General features: G+C 52.3%; 18 protein-coding genes. 2 read left to right on the forward strand and 16 right to left on the reverse strand.

Annotation, left to right across the window (positions count from 1 at the left end):
- Positions 1 to 22: 22 nt before the first annotated feature.
- The 4 genes from AC07N2_RS02215 to thiS form a co-directional block, all read right to left on the reverse strand.
- Positions 23 to 2,308 carry a UvrD-helicase domain-containing protein gene (locus AC07N2_RS02215; protein ID WP_494776810.1) on the reverse strand — a complete coding sequence of 762 codons (2,286 nt, stop codon included), beginning with the start codon at positions 2,306 to 2,308 and terminating at the stop codon, positions 23 to 25.
- A 176-nt stretch (positions 2,309 to 2,484) separates the two neighbouring features.
- Complete coding sequence (gene thiE, locus AC07N2_RS02220; RefSeq protein WP_494776811.1) at positions 2,485 to 3,108, reverse strand: thiamine phosphate synthase; 624 nt, start codon at positions 3,106 to 3,108, stop codon at positions 2,485 to 2,487.
- Positions 3,109 to 3,134: 26 nt separating this feature from the next.
- Positions 3,135 to 3,932, reverse strand: coding sequence for a thiazole synthase (locus AC07N2_RS02225; RefSeq protein WP_076592485.1), 798 nt, complete (start codon positions 3,930 to 3,932; stop codon positions 3,135 to 3,137).
- Positions 3,933 to 4,040: 108 nt separating this feature from the next.
- Positions 4,041 to 4,244, reverse strand: a complete 204-nt coding sequence (gene thiS, locus AC07N2_RS02230) for a sulfur carrier protein ThiS (protein WP_494776812.1) — start codon at positions 4,242 to 4,244, stop codon at positions 4,041 to 4,043.
- Between the two features lie 313 nt (positions 4,245 to 4,557).
- On the opposite strand from thiS, the gene AC07N2_RS02235 reads away from it, so the two are divergent.
- Positions 4,558 to 7,455, forward strand: a complete 2,898-nt coding sequence (locus AC07N2_RS02235) for a valine--tRNA ligase (RefSeq protein ID WP_494776813.1) — start codon at positions 4,558 to 4,560, stop codon at positions 7,453 to 7,455.
- A 102-nt stretch (positions 7,456 to 7,557) separates the two neighbouring features.
- On the opposite strand, the gene AC07N2_RS02240 is transcribed toward AC07N2_RS02235, so the two are convergent.
- The 12 genes from AC07N2_RS02240 to tyrS all read right to left on the reverse strand — a co-directional run bounded on the left by AC07N2_RS02240 (position 7,558) and on the right by tyrS (position 17,760).
- On the reverse strand, positions 7,558 to 8,400 hold the full coding sequence (locus AC07N2_RS02240) for a 2-keto-4-pentenoate hydratase (protein WP_494776814.1): 843 nt from the start codon (positions 8,398 to 8,400) through the stop codon (positions 7,558 to 7,560).
- Positions 8,401 to 8,600: 200 nt separating this feature from the next.
- A complete protein-coding gene (locus tag AC07N2_RS02245; protein WP_494776815.1) occupies positions 8,601 to 9,056 on the reverse strand; it encodes a YaiI/YqxD family protein in 456 nt (151 codons plus the stop codon).
- A 75-nt stretch (positions 9,057 to 9,131) separates the two neighbouring features.
- Positions 9,132 to 10,187, reverse strand: a complete 1,056-nt coding sequence (ruvB, locus tag AC07N2_RS02250; protein ID WP_494776816.1) for a Holliday junction branch migration DNA helicase RuvB — start codon at positions 10,185 to 10,187, stop codon at positions 9,132 to 9,134.
- Between the two features lie 48 nt (positions 10,188 to 10,235).
- Entirely contained in the window at positions 10,236 to 10,811 is a 576-nt protein-coding gene (gene ruvA, locus AC07N2_RS02255) for a Holliday junction branch migration protein RuvA (protein ID WP_494776817.1), read from the reverse strand.
- 76 nt (positions 10,812 to 10,887) lie between these two features.
- On the reverse strand, positions 10,888 to 11,430 hold the full coding sequence (ruvC, locus tag AC07N2_RS02260) for a crossover junction endodeoxyribonuclease RuvC (RefSeq protein WP_494776818.1): 543 nt from the start codon (positions 11,428 to 11,430) through the stop codon (positions 10,888 to 10,890).
- Between the two features lie 60 nt (positions 11,431 to 11,490).
- The gene (gene purH / locus AC07N2_RS02265) at positions 11,491 to 13,056 is read right to left on the reverse strand and encodes a bifunctional phosphoribosylaminoimidazolecarboxamide formyltransferase/IMP cyclohydrolase (RefSeq protein WP_494776819.1); all 1,566 of its coding nucleotides are present in this window, start codon (positions 13,054 to 13,056) and stop codon (positions 11,491 to 11,493) included.
- Positions 13,057 to 13,193: 137 nt separating this feature from the next.
- Positions 13,194 to 13,427, reverse strand: a complete 234-nt coding sequence (locus AC07N2_RS02270; protein ID WP_041296317.1) for a Fis family transcriptional regulator — start codon at positions 13,425 to 13,427, stop codon at positions 13,194 to 13,196.
- Between the two features lie 75 nt (positions 13,428 to 13,502).
- A complete protein-coding gene (gene dusB, locus AC07N2_RS02275; RefSeq protein ID WP_494776820.1) occupies positions 13,503 to 14,519 on the reverse strand; it encodes a tRNA dihydrouridine synthase DusB in 1,017 nt (338 codons plus the stop codon).
- Between the two features lie 115 nt (positions 14,520 to 14,634).
- Positions 14,635 to 15,285 (reverse strand): histidine phosphatase family protein, encoded by a 651-nt coding sequence (locus AC07N2_RS02280; protein WP_494776821.1) that lies wholly within the window; start codon positions 15,283 to 15,285, stop codon positions 14,635 to 14,637.
- Between the two features lie 10 nt (positions 15,286 to 15,295).
- The gene (locus AC07N2_RS02285) at positions 15,296 to 15,943 is read right to left on the reverse strand and encodes a YbhB/YbcL family Raf kinase inhibitor-like protein (RefSeq protein WP_494776822.1); all 648 of its coding nucleotides are present in this window, start codon (positions 15,941 to 15,943) and stop codon (positions 15,296 to 15,298) included.
- Positions 15,944 to 16,011: 68 nt separating this feature from the next.
- The gene (gene dtd, locus AC07N2_RS02290) at positions 16,012 to 16,461 is read right to left on the reverse strand and encodes a D-aminoacyl-tRNA deacylase (RefSeq protein ID WP_494776823.1); all 450 of its coding nucleotides are present in this window, start codon (positions 16,459 to 16,461) and stop codon (positions 16,012 to 16,014) included.
- Positions 16,462 to 16,518: 57 nt separating this feature from the next.
- Positions 16,519 to 17,760: a tyrosine--tRNA ligase gene (gene tyrS / locus AC07N2_RS02295; RefSeq protein WP_494776824.1), complete on the reverse strand. Its 1,242-nt coding sequence runs from the start codon at positions 17,758 to 17,760 to the stop codon at positions 16,519 to 16,521.
- A gap of 156 nt (positions 17,761 to 17,916) precedes the next feature.
- Here tyrS and AC07N2_RS02300 point away from each other — a divergent pair, with 156 nt between their 5' ends.
- Complete coding sequence (locus tag AC07N2_RS02300; protein ID WP_494776825.1) at positions 17,917 to 19,284, forward strand: M23 family metallopeptidase; 1,368 nt, start codon at positions 17,917 to 17,919, stop codon at positions 19,282 to 19,284.
- Positions 19,285 to 19,340: the final 56 nt, after the last annotated feature.

Here is a 19,340-nt window from a genome sequence, read left to right on the forward strand (position 1 = left end):
GCTTGCTTCATTCTTCACATCGTCAGCCCGCTACCTTGTCGAGCTTGGCGATACTCAAATCCAATAGCTTCATTCCGTGCTTACCGAAGTTGATATGTGCACGCGCGCTGCCGCCACTGCCTTCTATATTCACGATCACACCTTCACCGAACTTGCCATGCGCGACTGATTCACCGATGCGCCAGCCGACATCCGTCTTGGCTATGTTTTGCGCAATCCTATTGCTGCCGGCACCCAGCGCATCTTCCCACGCAGCTTTTGGATGTGGCGTCCAGTGATGCTGCGGCTGTACTTTCGGCGATAACCATTTCAGAGAATCTTCCGGCATCTCGTCAAAGAAACGCGACTTCAAATTGAAGCGCATCTGCCCGTGCAACATCCGTGTTTGCGAAAAGCTGATGTAGAGACGACGCTTGGCACGCGTAATCGCGACATACATCAAGCGACGTTCTTCTTCGACGCCGCCTTCTTCTTTCTGCGAATTCTCGTGCGGGAACAAACCTTCTTCCAGACCGGTAATAAACACCGCGTCGAATTCCAAACCCTTGGCTGAATGCACAGTCATCAATTGCAAGGCATCCTGCCCCGCTTGCGCCTGATTGTCGCCCGCTTCCAGCGAGGCATGCGACAGGAAGGCAGACAAAGGCGACATCACAGCCGGCAATGGCGCATCAGCATCCAGCACTTCTATACCATCTTGCGTAACGATCGCAGGACCGGCCATCTGCTGACTGGTTGGCCCCATCAATGCCGGCGCGTCATGACCGAAACCTTCTTCAGATACGAACAGAGTTGCAGCGCTAACTACCTGCTCCAAGTTCTCTATGCGATCGGCGCCTTCTTTTTCATTCTGATAATGCGTGATCAAGCCGCTGGCATCGATCACCACTTGCACCATTTCCGGCAGCGGCAAGTTCTGTGTTTCGAAACGCGCGGCTTCTATCAATTTAATGAAAGCACCCAGCGAGGTTCCCGCTTTACCTGCGACATAAGGCACCGCTGCATATAGAGAAATTCCATACTGCTTGGCAGCATCCTGCAACTGTTCCAATGAACGTGCGCCTATGCCGCGCGTAGGGAAATTCACCACGCGCAGGAAAGCAGAATCGTTGTGTGGATTGTCCATCAATTGCAAATACGCAATCGCATGCTTGACTTCGGCACGCTCGAAGAAGCGCTGACCGCCGTACACGCGATACGGAATACCAGAAGAGAACAGTGCATGCTCGATCACGCGCGACTGCGCATTCGATCGATACAGCACGGCGATATCACTACGCGCCGCGCCTTCTGCGATCAAGCTTTTAGTCTCTTCGATTATCCACTGCGCTTCTTGCAAATCGCTGGTGGCTTCGTAGATACGCACCAGTTCGCCATGGCCGGCATCGGTATGCAAATTTTTACCGAGGCGTTTGGTGTTATTCGCAATCAGCGTATTCGCGGTATCGAGGATATGACCGTGCGAGCGATAGTTCTGCTCCAGCTTGATCAGATTCTCGACTTTGAATTCACGCTCGAAGGCACTCATATTGCCGACGTTGGCACCGCGGAAAGCGTAAATACTTTGATCGTCATCACCAACGGCAAATACGGCACCCTGCGTACCAGCCATCATCTTCAACCAGTTGTATTGCAGATCATTGGTATCTTGAAATTCGTCGACCAGAATGTGGCGGAAGCGTGATTGATAATGTTCGCGCAGAGGTTGATTTCGACTCAACAATTCGTAGGTACGCAATAACAATTCTGCGAAATCGACTACGCCTTCACGCTGGCATTGCTGATCGTAGATATCGTACAACTCAACCATCTTGCGGTTGTAGTCATCGAAGGCTTCCACTGCACTGGCGCGCAAACCCTGATCCTTCGCACTATTGATGAAGTACATCAAATTACGCGGCGGATATTTCTCATCATCGATGTTGTTTGCCTTGAGCAAACGTTTGATCATCGACAGTTGATCTTGCGAATCGAGAATCTGGAAAGTCTGCGGCAAGGCGGCATCACGATAATGTGCACGCAACAAGCGGTTACACAATCCGTGGAAGGTGCCTATCCACATACCACGCGTATTGATAGGCATCATCGCCGACAGGCGCGTCATCATTTCCTTCGCGGCCTTGTTGGTAAAGGTCACGGCGAGTATGCCCGCGGGCGAGACCTGACCGGTCTGGATCAGCCAGGCGATACGCGTAGTCAGAACACGGGTTTTGCCGGAACCGGCACCTGCCAGAATCAATGCAGGCTGTGCGGGTAAGGTGACAGCGGCGAGTTGTTCGGGATTGAGATTGTGAAGAAGATTTTGCATCTATCGATTATAGCCGTGACGGCTAGCGGCATGCCGCTGATTACACGTCTCTTGCTCTGCGGCATGCGATAGGAAGCAAATAAAGGGATGGTTTTTAGACAGCTAATCTTGCCAGACTAAAAACAGAAGACAGTATCGGTGCGCACTTGCTGCTGCGCACCGACCGATGATGCAGATTACTTGATGAACAAACTGACGAATGCACGTGCCGCCGCTTGCGGATCACCTGCCAGATAGACGCTGCTGATCGCTGCGACCATATCCGCACCATTGGCTACCAGGGGTGCAGAGTTTTCCTTCGTCATGCCGCCGATAACGCAACTAGGCACCTTGCCTTGTGCTTTCCAGTCGGTGACGATAGTTGCTTCTGTCGTGACTGGATATTTCTTGACCTTAGATGGATAGAAACCGCCGAAGGCCACATAGCTGGCTCCCGCCGCCTCTGCAGCATGCGCTAGCCTCAAATCACCGTAGCAGGAAGAACCGAGAATTTTGTCTGGGCCTATAAGGGCACGTACTTCCGCCACCGATTTATCGGTACCGCCGACGTGTATACCGTCTGCATTGATACTCATGCAAAGATCGATGTGATCATTGATGATGAATGGCACTTCATAGCTGCGGCACAGCGCTTGCAGACATTCAGCCTGTTCCTGACGCAAAGCTGCATCAGCAGTCTTGTGGCGATATTGCAGCAGACTGACGCCGCCTTTCAATGCGAGTTCAGTGATTTCCAGCAGTTTGCGGGTGTCATCCCAATCAGGAGTGACGAGATAGAGACCGTGCAGATTAGAGTTCATGCGTCTTTGCCTTCTTGCTTAACGACTTAAACCACGCGTCCGGCCATCGGCGACGATGGGGATGCGGCGAATTTACGAGCGATACGACCTGCCAGGTAGGCGTTACGACCTGCATCAATACCTAATTTCATTGCATGCGCCATGCGTACCGGATCTTGCGCACCGGCAATCGCGGTGTTCATCAAGACGCCGTCGCAACCGAGTTCCATTGCAATCGCGGCATCTGAAGCAGTACCAACACCTGCATCAACAATGACCGGGACTTTGCTTTGTTCAATGATGAGCGACAGATTCCACGGATTGAGGATGCCCATGCCGGAGCCGATTAGTGAAGCCAGCGGCATGATGGCGGCGCAACCGATGTCTTCCAGCATACGGGCTTGAATTGGGTCATCGCTGCAATAGACCATTACATCAAAGCCATCCTTGACCAGCGTTTCTGCCGCTTTCAAGGTTTCCGGCATATTCGGGAACAGGGTCTTTTCATCACCGAGCACTTCGAGCTTGCACAGCTTGTGGCCACCGAGGATTTCACGACCAAGTTGCAAGGTGTAAACAGCATCAGCTGCGTTATAGCAACCGGCCGAGTTCGGCAACAAGGTGTATTCGGAAGGCGGCAAAACATCGAGCAAGCTCGGTGCATTCGGATCTTGACCGATATTCACGCGACGAATTGCGACGGTAACGATTTGTGCACCGCTGGCTTCGCTGGCGGCGCGTGTTTGTTCGAGGTCTTTGTATTTGCCGCTGCCGACTAAAAGGCGGGAGCGATAAGTGGTGCCGGCGATTGTCAGTTGATCGTCAGGGAAAAGTGCGCTGGTCATGATGGAGTTCCAAGTACGTGGGTGCAGGATGGAGCAAGCTGCATGGGAATCAAAGCAAACAATATCAAACACACAAAGCAGCCTAAGCCGCCGGTGTTGACAAGAGGATCAGCCGCCGCCTATGGCGCGCACGATATCGATACGGTCAGCCGCCTGCAATTGGCGCTGCGCCCATTGCCCGCGCGGGACGATTTCACGGTTAATGGCGACCGCTACGGCTTTACCGGACAGCGACAACTCCTCTATCAGGTCAGCCACATTCTGGCCATTCTCAACCTGGCGCATGGCGCCGTTCAATTCGATTTCCAGCATCACTTCACTCTGTCACTTCACTATTTTCAAGGGTGGCTGCTTGCCGCTGACCACCTTGTCATTTATTCAAGGGCTTACGGCTTTGCATCCGGTCTACCGCACACATCAGCGGCAATTTGTTTACGAACGTTGCAGTCAGTCGCGCAGGCGATACAAGCCTGACTTGCCATCCAGTCAAAACAACTTTTGGCAAGGCATAACGACTCAGACAAGCAAAGAAGACCAGAATTCTACCTTCATTTGCAAGATCAGAGGCAATACGCCCCCTCATCGTCACTTATAATGCTTGATTCGATTCAATTCATTAAAAATCATGGAATTAGCCAAGTCTTTCGATCCCGCCGACATTGAAGCATTCTGGGGCACCGAATGGGAGAAACGCGGTTACTACACCGCCACCACCGACGCAGACAAACCCGCATTCAGTATTCAGTTGCCACCACCGAACGTGACCGGCACTCTGCATTTGGGCCATGGATTCAATCAAACGATCATGGATGGCTTGACGCGCTACCACCGCATGCGCGGCTTCAACACTGCCTGGATTCCCGGTACCGATCACGCCGGTATCGCGACCCAGATCGTGGTTGAGCGCCAGCTTGATGCGCAAAAAATCACGCGCCATGACCTCGGCCGCGAGAAGTTCGTCGAAAAAGTGTGGGAATGGAAAGAAAAATCCGGCTCCACCATTACCGGCCAGATCCGCCGCCTCGGCGCTTCGCCGGACTGGAGCCGCGAATACTTCACGATGGATGAGCCACGCTCGAAAACCGTGACCGAAGTATTTGTCCGCCTGGTCGAACAAGGTTTGATCTATCGCGGCAAACGTCTGGTCAACTGGGATCCAGTGCTCGGCACCGCAGTCTCCGATCTGGAAGTGGTATCGGAAGAAGAAGACGGCCAGATGTGGAATATCCGTTATCCACTGGCTGACGGCTCCAGCTACAAATTCCCGATCGCATACGATGAAGCAGGCAATGCGACCGAATGGGAAGAACGCAACTTCATCGTGGTCGCCACCACCCGTCCAGAAACCATGCTGGGCGACGTTGCTGTTGCGGTCGATCCTACAGATGAACGCTACCAACACTTAGTCGGAAGATTGCTCACGCTGCCTTTGTGCGGCCGTGCAATTCCGATGATTGCCGACGATTACGTCGACAAGGAATTCGGTACCGGTTGTGTGAAGATCACGCCGGCACATGACTTCAACGATTACGCTGTTGGCCAGCGCCACAACCTCGACAAGATCAGCATCCTGACACTGGATGCGAAGATCAATGAAAACGCACCGGCCGCGTATCAAGGTCTTGATCGTTTTGCTGCGCGCAAACAAATCGTCGCTGACCTCGATGCACAAGGCTTGCTGGAACTGGTCAAGCCGCACAAATTGATGGTGCCGCGCGGCGACCGTACCAACACCGTGATCGAACCGATGCTGACCGATCAATGGTTTGTCGCGATGAGCAAACCGGCACCGGAAGGCACTTACTTCCCGGGCAAATCGATTACCGAAGTCGCGCTGGAAAAAGTGGCAAACGGCGAAATCAAAATGTTGCCGGAGAACTGGACCAATACCTATAACCAGTGGCTCAACAATATCCAGGACTGGTGTATCTCGCGTCAATTGTGGTGGGGCCATCAAATCCCGGCATGGTATGACAGCGAAGGTAAAGTCTATGTTGCCCGCAATGAAGAAGAAGCGAAAGCCAAGGCAGCGGCTGCAGGCTATACCGGCACACTGACCCGTGACGAAGACGTACTCGACACCTGGTTCTCATCAGCGTTGGTACCGTTCTCTACACTCGGCTGGCCGGAAGAAACACCGGACTTCAAAACCTTCCTGCCATCGTCGGTACTGGTCACCGGCTTCGACATTATTTTCTTCTGGGTTGCGCGCATGGTCATGATGACCACGCATTTCACCGGCAAGGTACCGTTCAAAACCGTGTACGTACACGGCTTGATACGCGACAGCAGTGGACAAAAAATGTCCAAGTCGAAAGGTAATACGCTCGATCCTATCGATCTGATCGACGGCATCAGCCTTGATGAATTGGTCGCCAAACGCACCGTCGGCTTGATGAATCCCAAGCAAGCGACCAGCATTGAGAAATCGACGCGCAAGGAATTCCCTTCCGGCATTTCTGCTTACGGTACCGATGCGCTGCGCTTCACGATGGCGAGCTATGCTTCGCTGGGACGCAATATCAATTTCGATCTGAGCCGCTGCGAAGGCTATCGCAACTTCTGCAACAAGCTGTGGAATGCAACGCGCTTTGTCCTGATGAATTGCGAAGGCCACGATTGCGGTTTCCGTGATGCGCCATGTGCAGCTGGCGATTGTGATCCAGATGGTTATACCGACTTCTCGCAAGCCGATCGCTGGATCGTGTCCAAGCTGCAGCGCACCGAAGCAGACATCGCCAAAGGCTTTGCTGACTACCGCTTCGACAATATCGCTGCCTCGTTGTATCAGTTCATCTGGGACGAATATTGCGACTGGTATCTGGAAGTCGCCAAGGTACAAATTCAAACCGGTAGCGAAGCACAACAGCGCGCGACACGTCGTACCTTGTTGCGTGTACTGGAAACCATCTTGCGTCTGGCGCATCCGGTCATTCCATTCATCACGGAAGCACTGTGGCAAACCGTTGCACCACTCACAGGTTACAAGCTCAATCCGGCCGGCGACTCGATCATGTTGCAACCGTATCCTGAAGCGCAAGCCGGCAAGATCGATGAACAGGCTGAAAGCTGGATGGCTGACTTGAAATCGATGACGGATGCCTGCCGCAATTTGCGCGGTGAAATGCAATTGTCGCCAGCCTTGCGCGTACCGCTGATCATGGAAGCAACGGACGCAGCACAAACAGCGCAACTGCAATCGTTCGCGCCGTATCTGCAAGCATTGGCCAAGCTGTCGGAAGTCAATGTCGCTGACAAACTGCCGGAATCGCCTGCACCAGTCTCCATCGTTGGCACAGCGAAGTTGATGTTGAAAGTGGAAATTGATGTCGCCGCAGAACGCGAACGCCTGAGCAAGGAAATCACGCGTCTCGACGGTGAAATCACCAAGGCGAATTCCAAACTCGACAATGAAAGCTTCGTCGCCCGCGCACCGGCACAAGTCGTGGCACAAGAGAAAGAACGTGTCGCCAACTTCTCGGCAACACTGAGCAAGCTGCGCGAGCAATTTGCCAAGTTGTAAAACGTGAGGCGCATGTCATTTCAGAAAATGGGGTGACATGCGTAAAGAAAAAGTGGCTGACGTAAAACTACGTCAGCCGCTTTTTTATTTGGAATTTAAAAATCAAACAAATGACAATGACAGCCCAGGCAAAGCCACACCAGAAAATGCAGTCGACCAAGTTTCTCCAGCCTTCACCGGATAAGCATCAGTCAGCGTCCCGGTTGCAATAATTTCACCGGCAGCCAAAGGCTCAAACTGCGGTTGCGTCTGTAAGGTCTGATGCAGATTCAACAAAGCATGTACCGGGCTATCCAAAACATTGCTGCCAAAACCGGCGCTGTGCAATCTGAACTCATCTCCGTCGCTATACGACAGCGATACGCTAGCCGCAGTCAGGATGTCTGCCAAATGCGCACGTGTCGCCGACGACAACATATGTGGCTCACCCAAAATCAATGCGCCATGCAAACCGAAAGCAGCGACGGCATCGGCAGCCTCGAATTTCCAATCGGGAAACGGACACACAACTACTTCAAATCCGTGCGCCATCCATTCGATGCAATTCGCAATATCTTCCAGCGTGGCATTTGCTGGTGGCGCCTTCGCCAGTTTGAATACGATCTCCGGCTCTATGCGCGGCTGTACCGCGCCGGTCAAATCCTGCAGGCCGTGATTATTCTCCGAATAACGAACCGTATCGTCATACATATGCGCCCAGATCGGTGCACTGATAGGCTCGCGCTCACCGTAATTGGGCCAAATCTTGCGATTGGTAAAACCGATCTTGCGCCCTATCGGCGTCTCCCCTTGCGCAGTACGAATATCGACTATGCATTTGGCAATATCGTAACCATCGGCGATCGATAGATTATCGTCTTTGCTCAAACAGGGAATTTGTTGCGCATCCGCTCGCGCCGCCAGTAACTGGTGCGCGTATCGATTGGCTTGGGTAGACATCAACATGGCTGGCTCGCGCAGAGAAGTTGAATAAAGGAAATAAAGCCTTATTTGCGATGCAACATTCTCACACAAGGTCGATGCCCTGCAAAGGAGCAAATTGTCCCAGGAAGCACGTATCAGATGAAATTTTTTAATGCAGAGATGACTTTTGACTAATGATTCACTGCAACATTAGTACTTGTTGCACCAACTTGTGCATAGGTTCAGGGCTGCTTGCGTTGTCGCGCCAGATAGCGATCCAGCTGATTGGCAAACGCTCTAATATCGCTCTGGCTAAAGGCTGAGGGCCCGCCGGTGTCAACGCCACTACTGCGCAAGTCATCCATGAAAGCTCGCATCGTCAACTGTTGCTGAATATTATCTTTAGTATAAAACTCACCACGCGGATTAAGCGGATGACCGCCCTTCTCCAGTACATCGGCTGCCAGCGGAATATCGGCAGTGATCACCAGATCGCCTTCTTGCACCAGACGCACGATTTCATTGTCAGCCACATCAAAGCCGGCCGGCACTTGTATCGCCCTGATGAAGCGCGAAGGCGGTGTACGTAATAATTTATTTGCCACCAAGGTGACTTGCACTTCCAGCCTATCTGCAACGCGAAACAAGACTTCCTTGATCACGTTAGGACAAGCGTCGGCATCAACCCAGATTTGCATGATTTTCTTTTTGCAGGAATGTAATACGCAGGGATAAGCGTCGTGCAGCAAATAACGGCAATGCCGGCAAGCTTGTTAGCTGCCCCACAACTCGCCGTTTGGCCCAGTCTGCGGTGCAACGACACCGAAGTGCGCATAAGCCAGCTGCGTCGCGATACGGCCACGTGGCGTACGTTGCAAGAAGCCTTGCTGGATCAGATAGGGTTCGAGCACGTCTTCTATCGTGTCACGCTCTTCACCGATCGCTGCCGCTAGATTATCGAGCCCGACCGGACCACCGTTGAATTTGAACAGTACGGCTTCCAACAATTTTCTATCCATCAGATCGAAACCAACCGGATCGACATCCAGCATCACCAGCGCTGCATCTGCCATCGCCTTGGTGATTTTGCCATCGCCTTTGACTTCCGCGTAATCGCGCACGCGACGCAACAAGCGATTGGCAATACGCGGCGTACCGCGACTGCGCTTGGCGATTTCAAATGCGCCCTCTTCATCGATAGGCGCATTCAGCAAGGAAGAGCTGCGTGTGACGATCTTCGTCAGCTCTTGCGGCGTATAAAATTCAAGGCGTGCAACGATACCAAAACGATCGCGTAAAGGATTCGTCAGCATGCCGGCACGTGTGGTCGCACCGACCAGCGTGAACGGTTGCAGATCCAGGCGTACGGAACGCGCAGCAGGACCTTCACCGATCATGATATCGATCTGGTAATCCTCCAGCGCCGGATACAAAATTTCTTCAACCACAGGCGACAGGCGATGTATCTCATCGATGAAGAGCACATCGTTCGCTTCAAGGTTGGTCAGCAACGCTGCCAGATCGCCGGCGCGCTCCAGCACCGGGCCGGAAGTCTGACGCAGGTTGACACCCATCTCACGCGCAATGATGTGCGCCAGCGTGGTCTTGCCCAAACCCGGAGGACCAAACAATAAAGTGTGATCCAAGGCTTCGCGTCGCTGCCGTGCCGCCGTGATAAAAATCTCGAGCTGGCCACGGATTTTTTCCTGACCTACATATTCATCTAACTGCTTGGGGCGCAGCGCGCGCTCGATGGCCTCCTCGTTGGCGGAGGCAGGGGTCGCTGCAATGATGCGTTGTTCGCTGAAATCGTCGGTTTGAATACTCATGGTCGCATTGTAGCGTGACGGCTTCTAAATTGAATAAGGGATATGTGCTTACGCTTTCGACAGCGATTTCAACGCCAGCTTGATGCCATCGGAAACACCCGTACCGGCTGGCACTTGTTTCAAGGCCAGCATCGCCTCCTTGTCCGAATAGCCGAGCGCCAACAGCGCATTCAAAATATCGGAAGTCGTATCCGATGTAACCGTACCTGCTACGCCAAGGTCTGCACCCAATTTTCCTTTCAACTCCAGCAGCAAACGCTCGGCAGTTTTTTTGCCGATACCGGGAATCTTGGTCAATCGTCCAGCTTCCTGCATCGTGATCGCCTGCGCCAGATCAGCGACTGACATGCCGGACAAAATCGACAAAGCCGTGCGTGCGCCTATGCCGGTAATCTTCACCAATTGCTTGAAGACATTTCGCTCTTCATTCGTGCCGAAACCAAACAGGATGTGCGCATCTTCGCGCACCGTCAGATGCGTCAGCAACACAACTTTTTCGCCGAGGCCAGGCAGATTGTAGAAGGTGCTCATAGGCACATTCACTTCGTAACCGACGCCATTGCAATCAACCAGCAATTGCGGTGGATTTTTCTCGAGCAACAATCCGGAAAGACGACCTATCATCGTGATGACCTTGAATAGAAATGATTGAATATTTTTGTTCAGCTATCGAGAGTAGTACGGATTGCGAGCTTGCACATTATCCGACCAAACGACCGCCGCGCATGCGCAAACCTTTTTTCGCCAACTCAGGTGCCAGCGCCCCCAGCACGCTGAGTGTGTCACCGCTATGCGCATGACATATTGCCACGCCCAAGGCATCAGCAGCATCGGTGCCGGGCAATCCCGATAACTTCAAGAGACGCTGCACCATGTCCTGCACCTGTGCCTTCTGCGCCTTGCCTTGTCCGACCACGGCCTGCTTCACTTGCAAAGCGGTATATTCCGCCACCAGCAAGTCAGCACCTACCAGCGCGCAAATTGCAGCGCCACGAGCTTGACCGAGTAATAGTGTCGATTGCGGATTAACGTTGACGAAGACTTTTTCTATCGCAGCACAATCTGGCTTGTAGGTAGCAATGACTTCTGCAACGCTAAGGAGTATGGTTTTCAGCCGCTGCGGCAAATCGGCATCAGGCGTCTTGATCGTGCCCGAGGCGATATAAGTGAGTTTGTTGCCATGCTTCTCGATCACACCGAAACCGGTAGTACGCAAACCGGGATCGATGCCGAGAATTTTCATATTGGATATATGGGCAGATAATTAAAGGCAATGCGGCATCAGTCGCATCATCCTTTTTGATTAATGACGGAAATGACGTGTGCCAGTCAGCATCATCACGATGCCCTGTTCATCAGCAGCATCGATGACTTCCTGATCGCGCATCGAACCGCCCGGATGAATCACAGAAGTCGCGCCTGCGGCAACAACAACATCCAAACCATCACGGAACGGGAAGAAAGCATCAGACGCAACCGCGGTGCCAACCAGTGACAAGCCAGCGTTCTGTGCCTTGATCGAAGCAATGCGCGCAGAATCAATACGGCTCATCTGACCTGCACCTACGCCCATGGTCATGCCATTTGCACAGAACACGATTGCATTCGATTTAACGAACTTGGCGACACGCCATGCAAACATCAAGTCTTGCAATTGCTGTGGTGTTGGTTGCTTTTTGCTGACGATTTTCAGTTCGGCCAGGGCAACGTTTTTTGCATCTGGCGATTGCACCAGCAAACCGCCACCTACGCGTTTGAAGTCATGGCTATTAACAGCATTACCAAGTGGAATTTCCAGCAAGCGTACGTTTTGTTTGGCTGCGAATATTTTCTTCGCTTGCTCGGTAAACGATGGCGCGATCAAGACTTCGACAAATTGCTTGGCTACCGCTTCTGCAGCATTGCCATCAACTTCACGATTAAATGCGATGATGCCGCCGAAGGCTGAAGTTGGATCGGTTTGCAGTGCCTTGCTATACGCTTCCAATGGGCTTGCGCCGACGGCCACGCCACATGGATTGGCGTGCTTGATGATGACGCATGCAGACTCATCAAAAGTCTTTACGCATTCCCACGCTGCATCTGCATCGGCGATATTGTTGTACGACAGTTCCTTGCCTTGCAATTGCGTGTAGTTCGCCAATGCGCCTACTTGCGGATTGCTCTCGCGATAGAAGGCAGCCGACTGATGCGGGTTTTCACCGTAACGCATTTCCTGCACTTTTTCAAAATGCAGATTCAAGGTCGAAGGATAAGCGCTGCGCGTTGCGTGCTGCTTGTCTGCGCCTAACGAAGTGAAGTAGTTGGTGATCGCACCATCGTATTGCGCAGTGTGTGCGAATACTTTTTTCGCCAGCGTAAATTTGGTTTCGTATGTTACTTCGCCTTTGTTGGCATTCAACTCGCTCAACACTTGGCTGTAATCGGTCGGATCGCAAATGACAACAACGTCTTTATGATTCTTGGCCGACGAACGCAACATGGCTGGGCCGCCGATATCGATGTTCTCGATCGCGTCTTCCAGTGAGCAATGTTCGCGTGCAACGGTTTCCTGAAATGGATACAGATTGACGACCACCATATCGATATTCGGGATGCCGTGTTTTTCCAGAGCGCTGACGTGTTCAGGAAAATCGCGACGCGCCAGAATGCCGCCGTGCACTTTAGGGTGCAAGGTTTTAACACGGCCATCGAGCATTTCCGGGAAGCCGGTGTAATCCGCTACTTCCGTGACGCTGATACCATTTTCAGCCAGCAATTTTGCCGTGCCGCCAGTCGACAGGATATTGACGCCCATGCCTGACAGCGCGCGCGCAAATTCCAGAACGCCAGTTTTGTCAGAGACCGAGATAAGAGCTTGTTTGATCATGATGAAAATAGTGGAAGTAAATTAAATAAGATAAAGGCGCGAGGCAACAACGGTTGAACTTACGCGACTACACCGCCGCCCTTACCTTATTCACTTCCCGCCAGAACTGCGGGAAGAAAGTTTGGTGTACAAAGCCGTTACAGCAGATCGTGCTGCTGCAATTTCTTGCGCAGCGTATTGCGATTGATGCCCAGCATATCTGCCGCATGCGACTGATTGCCTTCGGCACGTTCCATCACTGCTTCGAGGATGGGTTTTTCTACAGTAAAAACCACCATCTCATAGACATTCGATGGCATTTGCTCGCCCAGATCCTTGAAATATTTTTCCAGGCTTTTCTTGACGACTTCTTGGATATTATCTTTGCTCATGTGCTTAGTTGATTGCGCGTTTTTATAATTTGTCGGGGTCCGCACATTGCCAGATGACAATGTATTAACCCTGTATCAGGCGGCCAACTTTTCTTCAGTCGGACGATATTGTAACCGTTCGCCGTGGACCAACTGCAATTCAAAGAATGTATTTACGGCCGCTAACTGCTGTTCGCAGTCTTCCAGCTTGTTCATTTGTTGACGAAATGCTTCGCCACCGATCAATTCGCGCACATACCAGCCAATATGCTTGCGCGCGGTACGTACACCCAAGTATTCGCCGTAAAACGCATAGTGCGCACGTAAATGCTCATCCATCAATGCGCGTACTTCTGCAATCATGGGGGCCGGCAAATGCGTGCCAGTACGCAGGTAATGATCGATTTCGCGGAATATCCACGGCCGTCCCTGTGCTGCACGACCTATCATGATGGCATCCGCCCCCGTCGTATCCAGCACGAAGCGGGCTTTCTCCGGCGTGGTGATATCGCCATTCGCCACAACAGGGATAGACACTGCCGCTTTCACGGCCGTGATCATCTCGTATTCAGCGTCACCACTATAACCATCGGCGCGCGTGCGGCCGTGCAAGGTCAGCATCGCAATACCGCTCTGCTCGGCGATACGCGCAATGTTCAATGCATTCTTGTGCGCTCTATCCCAACCGGTACGAAACTTCAGTGTGACAGGCACATTCACTGCGGCGACCACGGTTTCGAGTATCTCTGCGACCAAGGTCTCGTGTTGCAACAAAGCGGAACCGCACCAGCTATTACAAACCTTTTTGACCGGGCAACCCATATTGATATCGATGATTTGCGCACCGCGATCAACATTGAATTTTGCGCACTCTGCCAGCATGAGCGGATCGGCGCCGGCAATCTGCACCGCTTTCGGCTCTACTTCACCATCGTGATTGGTACGGCGCGTGGATTTATCCGTCGCCCACAAGCGCGGATTGGACGCAGCCATCTCCGACACGGCATATCCTGCGCCCAACTGTTTGCACAATTGGCGAAACGGTCTATCCGTCACCCCAGCCATAGGGGCAACAAATACATTGTTCGGAAGGGAATATGGGCCGATGTTCACGGAGGAGATGTGCTGAGGAAAACCGCTATTTTATCCCCATCCGTCTACTACTCATGCAGCTTCACGATTAAATACGGCAAACGTTGTATTTAATCGCAACTAGTTGCCAGTTTGCTTATTTCGGGTTATCGCCCTCATCCAGCGACGCATGCTCCAGATGCGCAACATCACCCCATTGCAGAATCTGGAAGTTTTGCCCATCCCAGGTAACGCGATTGACGCTGGCATTCAGAACATCAAAGTCACGCGGATGCTCGTAACCCATATTCTTCACACGACGATAAATCGAATCGAGCACACCGCCATGTGTTGCGACAGCAATCTTGCGATAACCAGGTGTGCTGGCCAAACGGCTGATGCAGGCAACGGCACGTGTGGAAAATTCACGCAGCGTTTCTGCACGACGCTCGCCATCTGGATAGCGTGCATCGATCTCGCGATGCTGCCATGCGAGATAATCTTCCGGATAACGCTCTTTGATTTCCGGATGATTCAAACCTTCGAACGCGCCAAAGCAACGCTCACGCAAACCCTGCTCGGTTTGCACCTTCATGCCACGCGGTAGCGCGACGGCTTGTGCAGTATCGTATGCGCGCCGCAAGTCGCTGGAAAAAATCGCATCCAGCGGCTCATCCAGCAAGGCACGACCAAGCGCTGCAGCCTGACGCACGCCCTCGCTGTTCAGACCAATATCCGTATGCCCTTGCAAGCGTTTACCAACATTCCATTCTGTTTCGCCGTGGCGAATCAATAATATTTCTGTCACATCATCCTCGTTACTTCGTAATCGCCAATGCCGCATTCAAGGTATAGCTGCCAGTCACACTCGCCTCGGCCAAAACATGCCCGGCAATTGCAGCGCGCACTTGCTGCCCGGTAAATTTACCATCGACAGGCACATGGGCGATATCCAGCGCGTACAAAGTAAATACATAGTGATGCACAATCGCATCATTCCACGGTGGGCACGGACCGTCATAACCAAAATAATCACCGCCCATATCGGCATCCTGCGCAAACCAGCTGGTGTAATCATTAATGCCGTGACGCGCACCCTTGATAGCAGAATTGGCTATCGTCGGACCTGCCTTACCACGCGGCGTCACACCATCAGCAAAAGAAGCCGCAGCAATCCGCTGTGTATCCGATGGAATATCGACCAGTGTCCAGTGGAAAAAATCTACACGCGGCAAATCGGCAGGTACAGTTTTGCCTTCCTGATTCACATCATCGCCACGCGAAGGCACATCTGGATCGTGCACGATCAAGGCCAGCGATTTGGTGCCGACCGGCACATCGCTCCAGGCCAAATGTGGATTTCTATTGTTCGATAATGCGACATGCGTAGCTGGATCAATTACGCAAAATGCGAACTCGCCCGGGATGGCCGCGCCATCCTTGAAGGAATCACTCCATAGTTTCATCGTGTACTCGACTTTCCAATAAGTGAAAACATTTTAACGGCGCTACGCAAATCGTGCCGCATCGATATTCAAACTGTCGGTTTAACCTGCAACCAGAATGTCACCGGCCCATCATTCGTTAATGAAACCTGCATGTCGGCACCAAATTGTCCGGTGGCGATATCCGCATGTTTAGTACGCGCTTGCGCCACAAAATAATCAAACAATGCACGTGCCACATCCGGTGCCGCTGCCGGCGTAAAAGATGGTCGTGTACCAGAGCGTGTATCTGCCGCCAGCGTAAATTGCGGCACCAGCAACACACCGCCCGCCGTATCAGTCACGCTGCGATTCATCTTGCCGGCATCATCGGAGAACACCCTGTACGACAAGAGCTTGCCCAACAAGGCATCAGCTTCTTTTTCTGTATCGCCGCGTTCAGCACACAACAACACCATCAAGCCGGCATTGATCGCGCCCACCGTTGCGCCGCTTACTACTACGCTGGCATGCGCCACACGTTGCAACAAGGCAATCATGTTGTACTCCCGCGCATTAGCAATGCACCAGCAAACGAACTACGCACGAATATCCAATCAAGCCAAAGTCACACGAGCGAACTTGCGCTTACCGACTTGCACTACCAGCGTTCCAGCCTCAACCTTCAAGCCCTTGTCGCTGATGACGGTGCCGTCAATACGCACGCCGCCTTGCTCAACCATGCGCAGCGCTTCCGAAGTGGATGCACACAGATTAGCTTGCTTCAGCAATTGTCCAATGCCCAAAGGTGCGCCACTCAATGCAACTTCCGGAATATCGTCAGGGATACCGCCTTTGGAGCGATTGACGAAATCAGTCAGCGCATCTTCTGCAGCTTGCACCGAATGGAAGCGTGCGACGATTTCCTGCGCCAGCAAGACTTTGATGTCGCGCGGATTGCGGCCGCCTTCGACTTCTTGCTTGAACTGAGCGATTTCGCTCAGTGAACGGAAAGACAACAATTCGTAGTAACGCCACATCATCACATCGGAAATACTCATCAGCTTGGCGAACATGGTGTTGCCCGGCTCGGTGATGCCGATGTAATTGCCTTTGGATTTCGACATCTTTTCAACGCCGTCTAAACCCTCAAGCAAAGGCATGGTCAAGATACATTGCTGCTCCTGGCCATAGCTCTTTTGCAACTCACGTCCGACTAGCAAATTGAATTTTTGATCAGTGCCGCCCAACTCCAGATCCGACTTCAACGCCACCGAGTCATAACCCTGCATCAGTGGATACAGGAATTCATGCAAGGAGATAGGCGTATTCGAATGGAAACGTTTGGTGAAGTCTTCACGCTCCAAAATGCGCGCCACCGTGTACTTGGCCGACAGCTCGATCATGCCGCGTGCACCCAGCGGATCGCACCATTCCGAGTTATAGCGGATCTCAGTCTTGACCGGATCCAGCACCAGACTGGCTTGCGCAAAGTAAGTCTTCGCGTTCTCTGCGATTTGCTCTTTCGTCAATGGTGGACGCGTAATGTTGCGGCCCGACGGATCGCCGATCATCGACGTGAAGTCGCCGATCAGGAAAATGACTTGATGGCCTAGATCTTGCAACTGACGCATCTTGTTGAGTACGACTGTGTGGCCCAAGTGCAAATCTGGTGCAGTTGGGTCCAAGCCGAGCTTGATGCGCAAAGGCTTGCCAGTTTGTTCAGACCGCGCCAGCTTCTGCGCGAACTCTGATTCGATTAACAATTCTTCAACGCCGCGCTTAGCGACCGTCATAGCCTCTTGAACTGCGTCGGAGAGAGGCAATTGCACCGCTTTGCTGCTAGAAGAAACGTCCATATCGGGAAATAAATTGTAATAAAAGGGGGTAAGAAAAACAGAACTCGGTACAATGCTTTTTAAATTAAATTCCAGCTACTCTAACCTTGCCGTTCAATCAACTAATAAAAGCACAAGAAATAGATACCGAACAAGCGGCAGATTTTAACTTATTGCATGTTCACATTAAATAAATTACTTAACGCAAGCTCAGCTAGCAAAAAACTACTACTCGGATCATCTCGCAAAACTCGTATCGTTTCAGCCTCCGCGCTGTTATTGGCGGTGTGTGCGTTTGGTGCCGCAGGTGTGGCGCCTATGGCCCCCGATGCGGATGATATCCCGGTTAAATCCATCACGCAGGAATTGAAGCTGCCGCATCTGGCCGACCAGATCGCCGCGCTCGACGACCTCCAGCAAAATTACATCAGCGAAGAACGCGTACGCTCCGGCGACACGCTCGCCACTCTGCTCGACCGCCTTGGCGTGGAAGATGCCGACGCTACCGCCTTCATCAAATCCGATGCGATTGCACGCAACGTGATGCAACTGAAAGCCGGCAAGCGCGTACAGGCACAAACCACCGAAGAAGGCGATCTGAACTGGCTCAGCAGCACAGTTGGCAGCGGTGCCGGCAATCTGAAGAATCTCGTCATCAAACGCGAAGGCAATGGTTTCAAGGCGACAGAAACACCTATCGCAATGGAACGACGCATAGAAATGCGTTCCGGTGAAATCAAATCATCGCTGTTCGCCGCAACCGATGCCGCACAAATTCCAGACAACGTTGCTTCGCAAATCGTCGACATGTTCTCTACCAACATCGACTTCGGTTCCGACCTGCGTCGTGGTGATCGCTTCAATGTGGTGTACGAAACATTCTGGCAAAACGGTGAATACGTCTACGCCGGTCGCGTGCTCGCAGGCGAATTCATGAACGGCCCGGCGACTTATCAATCAGTCTGGTTTGAAGATCCTAGCGTTGCACAAAGCGGCGGCTACTACGGCTTCGACGGCAAATCGTTAAAGAAGGCCTTCCTGAAATCGCCGCTTGAATTCTCGCGTATTTCATCCGGTTTCTCGGTACGCAAGCATCCGATTTCCGGTTTGTGGAAAGCACATAAAGGCGTCGACTTCGCAGCTGCAATCGGTACACCGATCCGCGCATCCGGCGATGGCGTAATCGATTTTGCCGGCGTGCAACGCGGTTACGGTAATGTGGTCGTTATCAAACATTGGTCAAAATATTCCACCGCTTATGCGCACATGAGCCGCTTTGCTACCAATCTGCGCAAGGGCACGAAAGTCAGCCAAGGCCAGGTGATTGGTTACGTCGGCATGACTGGCTGGTCAACCGGACCACATTTGCATTACGAGTTCCGCGTCAACAACGAAGCACGTGATCCTCTGTCGGTTGACATTCCAAATGCGCAACCTTTGGCTGCAGCACAGATGCAAAAATTCCGCGCTGTCGCTGCCGACATGTCGCATCGCTTCGCCTTGCTGACACCGGAAAACAGCAATTCCAGATTGGCATTAAAGTAATCCGAATCATTCGAGTCAGCTAATCATTAGCTGACCTAGTAGCAAAAAACCGCTTG

The organism is Herminiimonas sp. GW821-FHT09C12 (assembly GCF_059416385.1).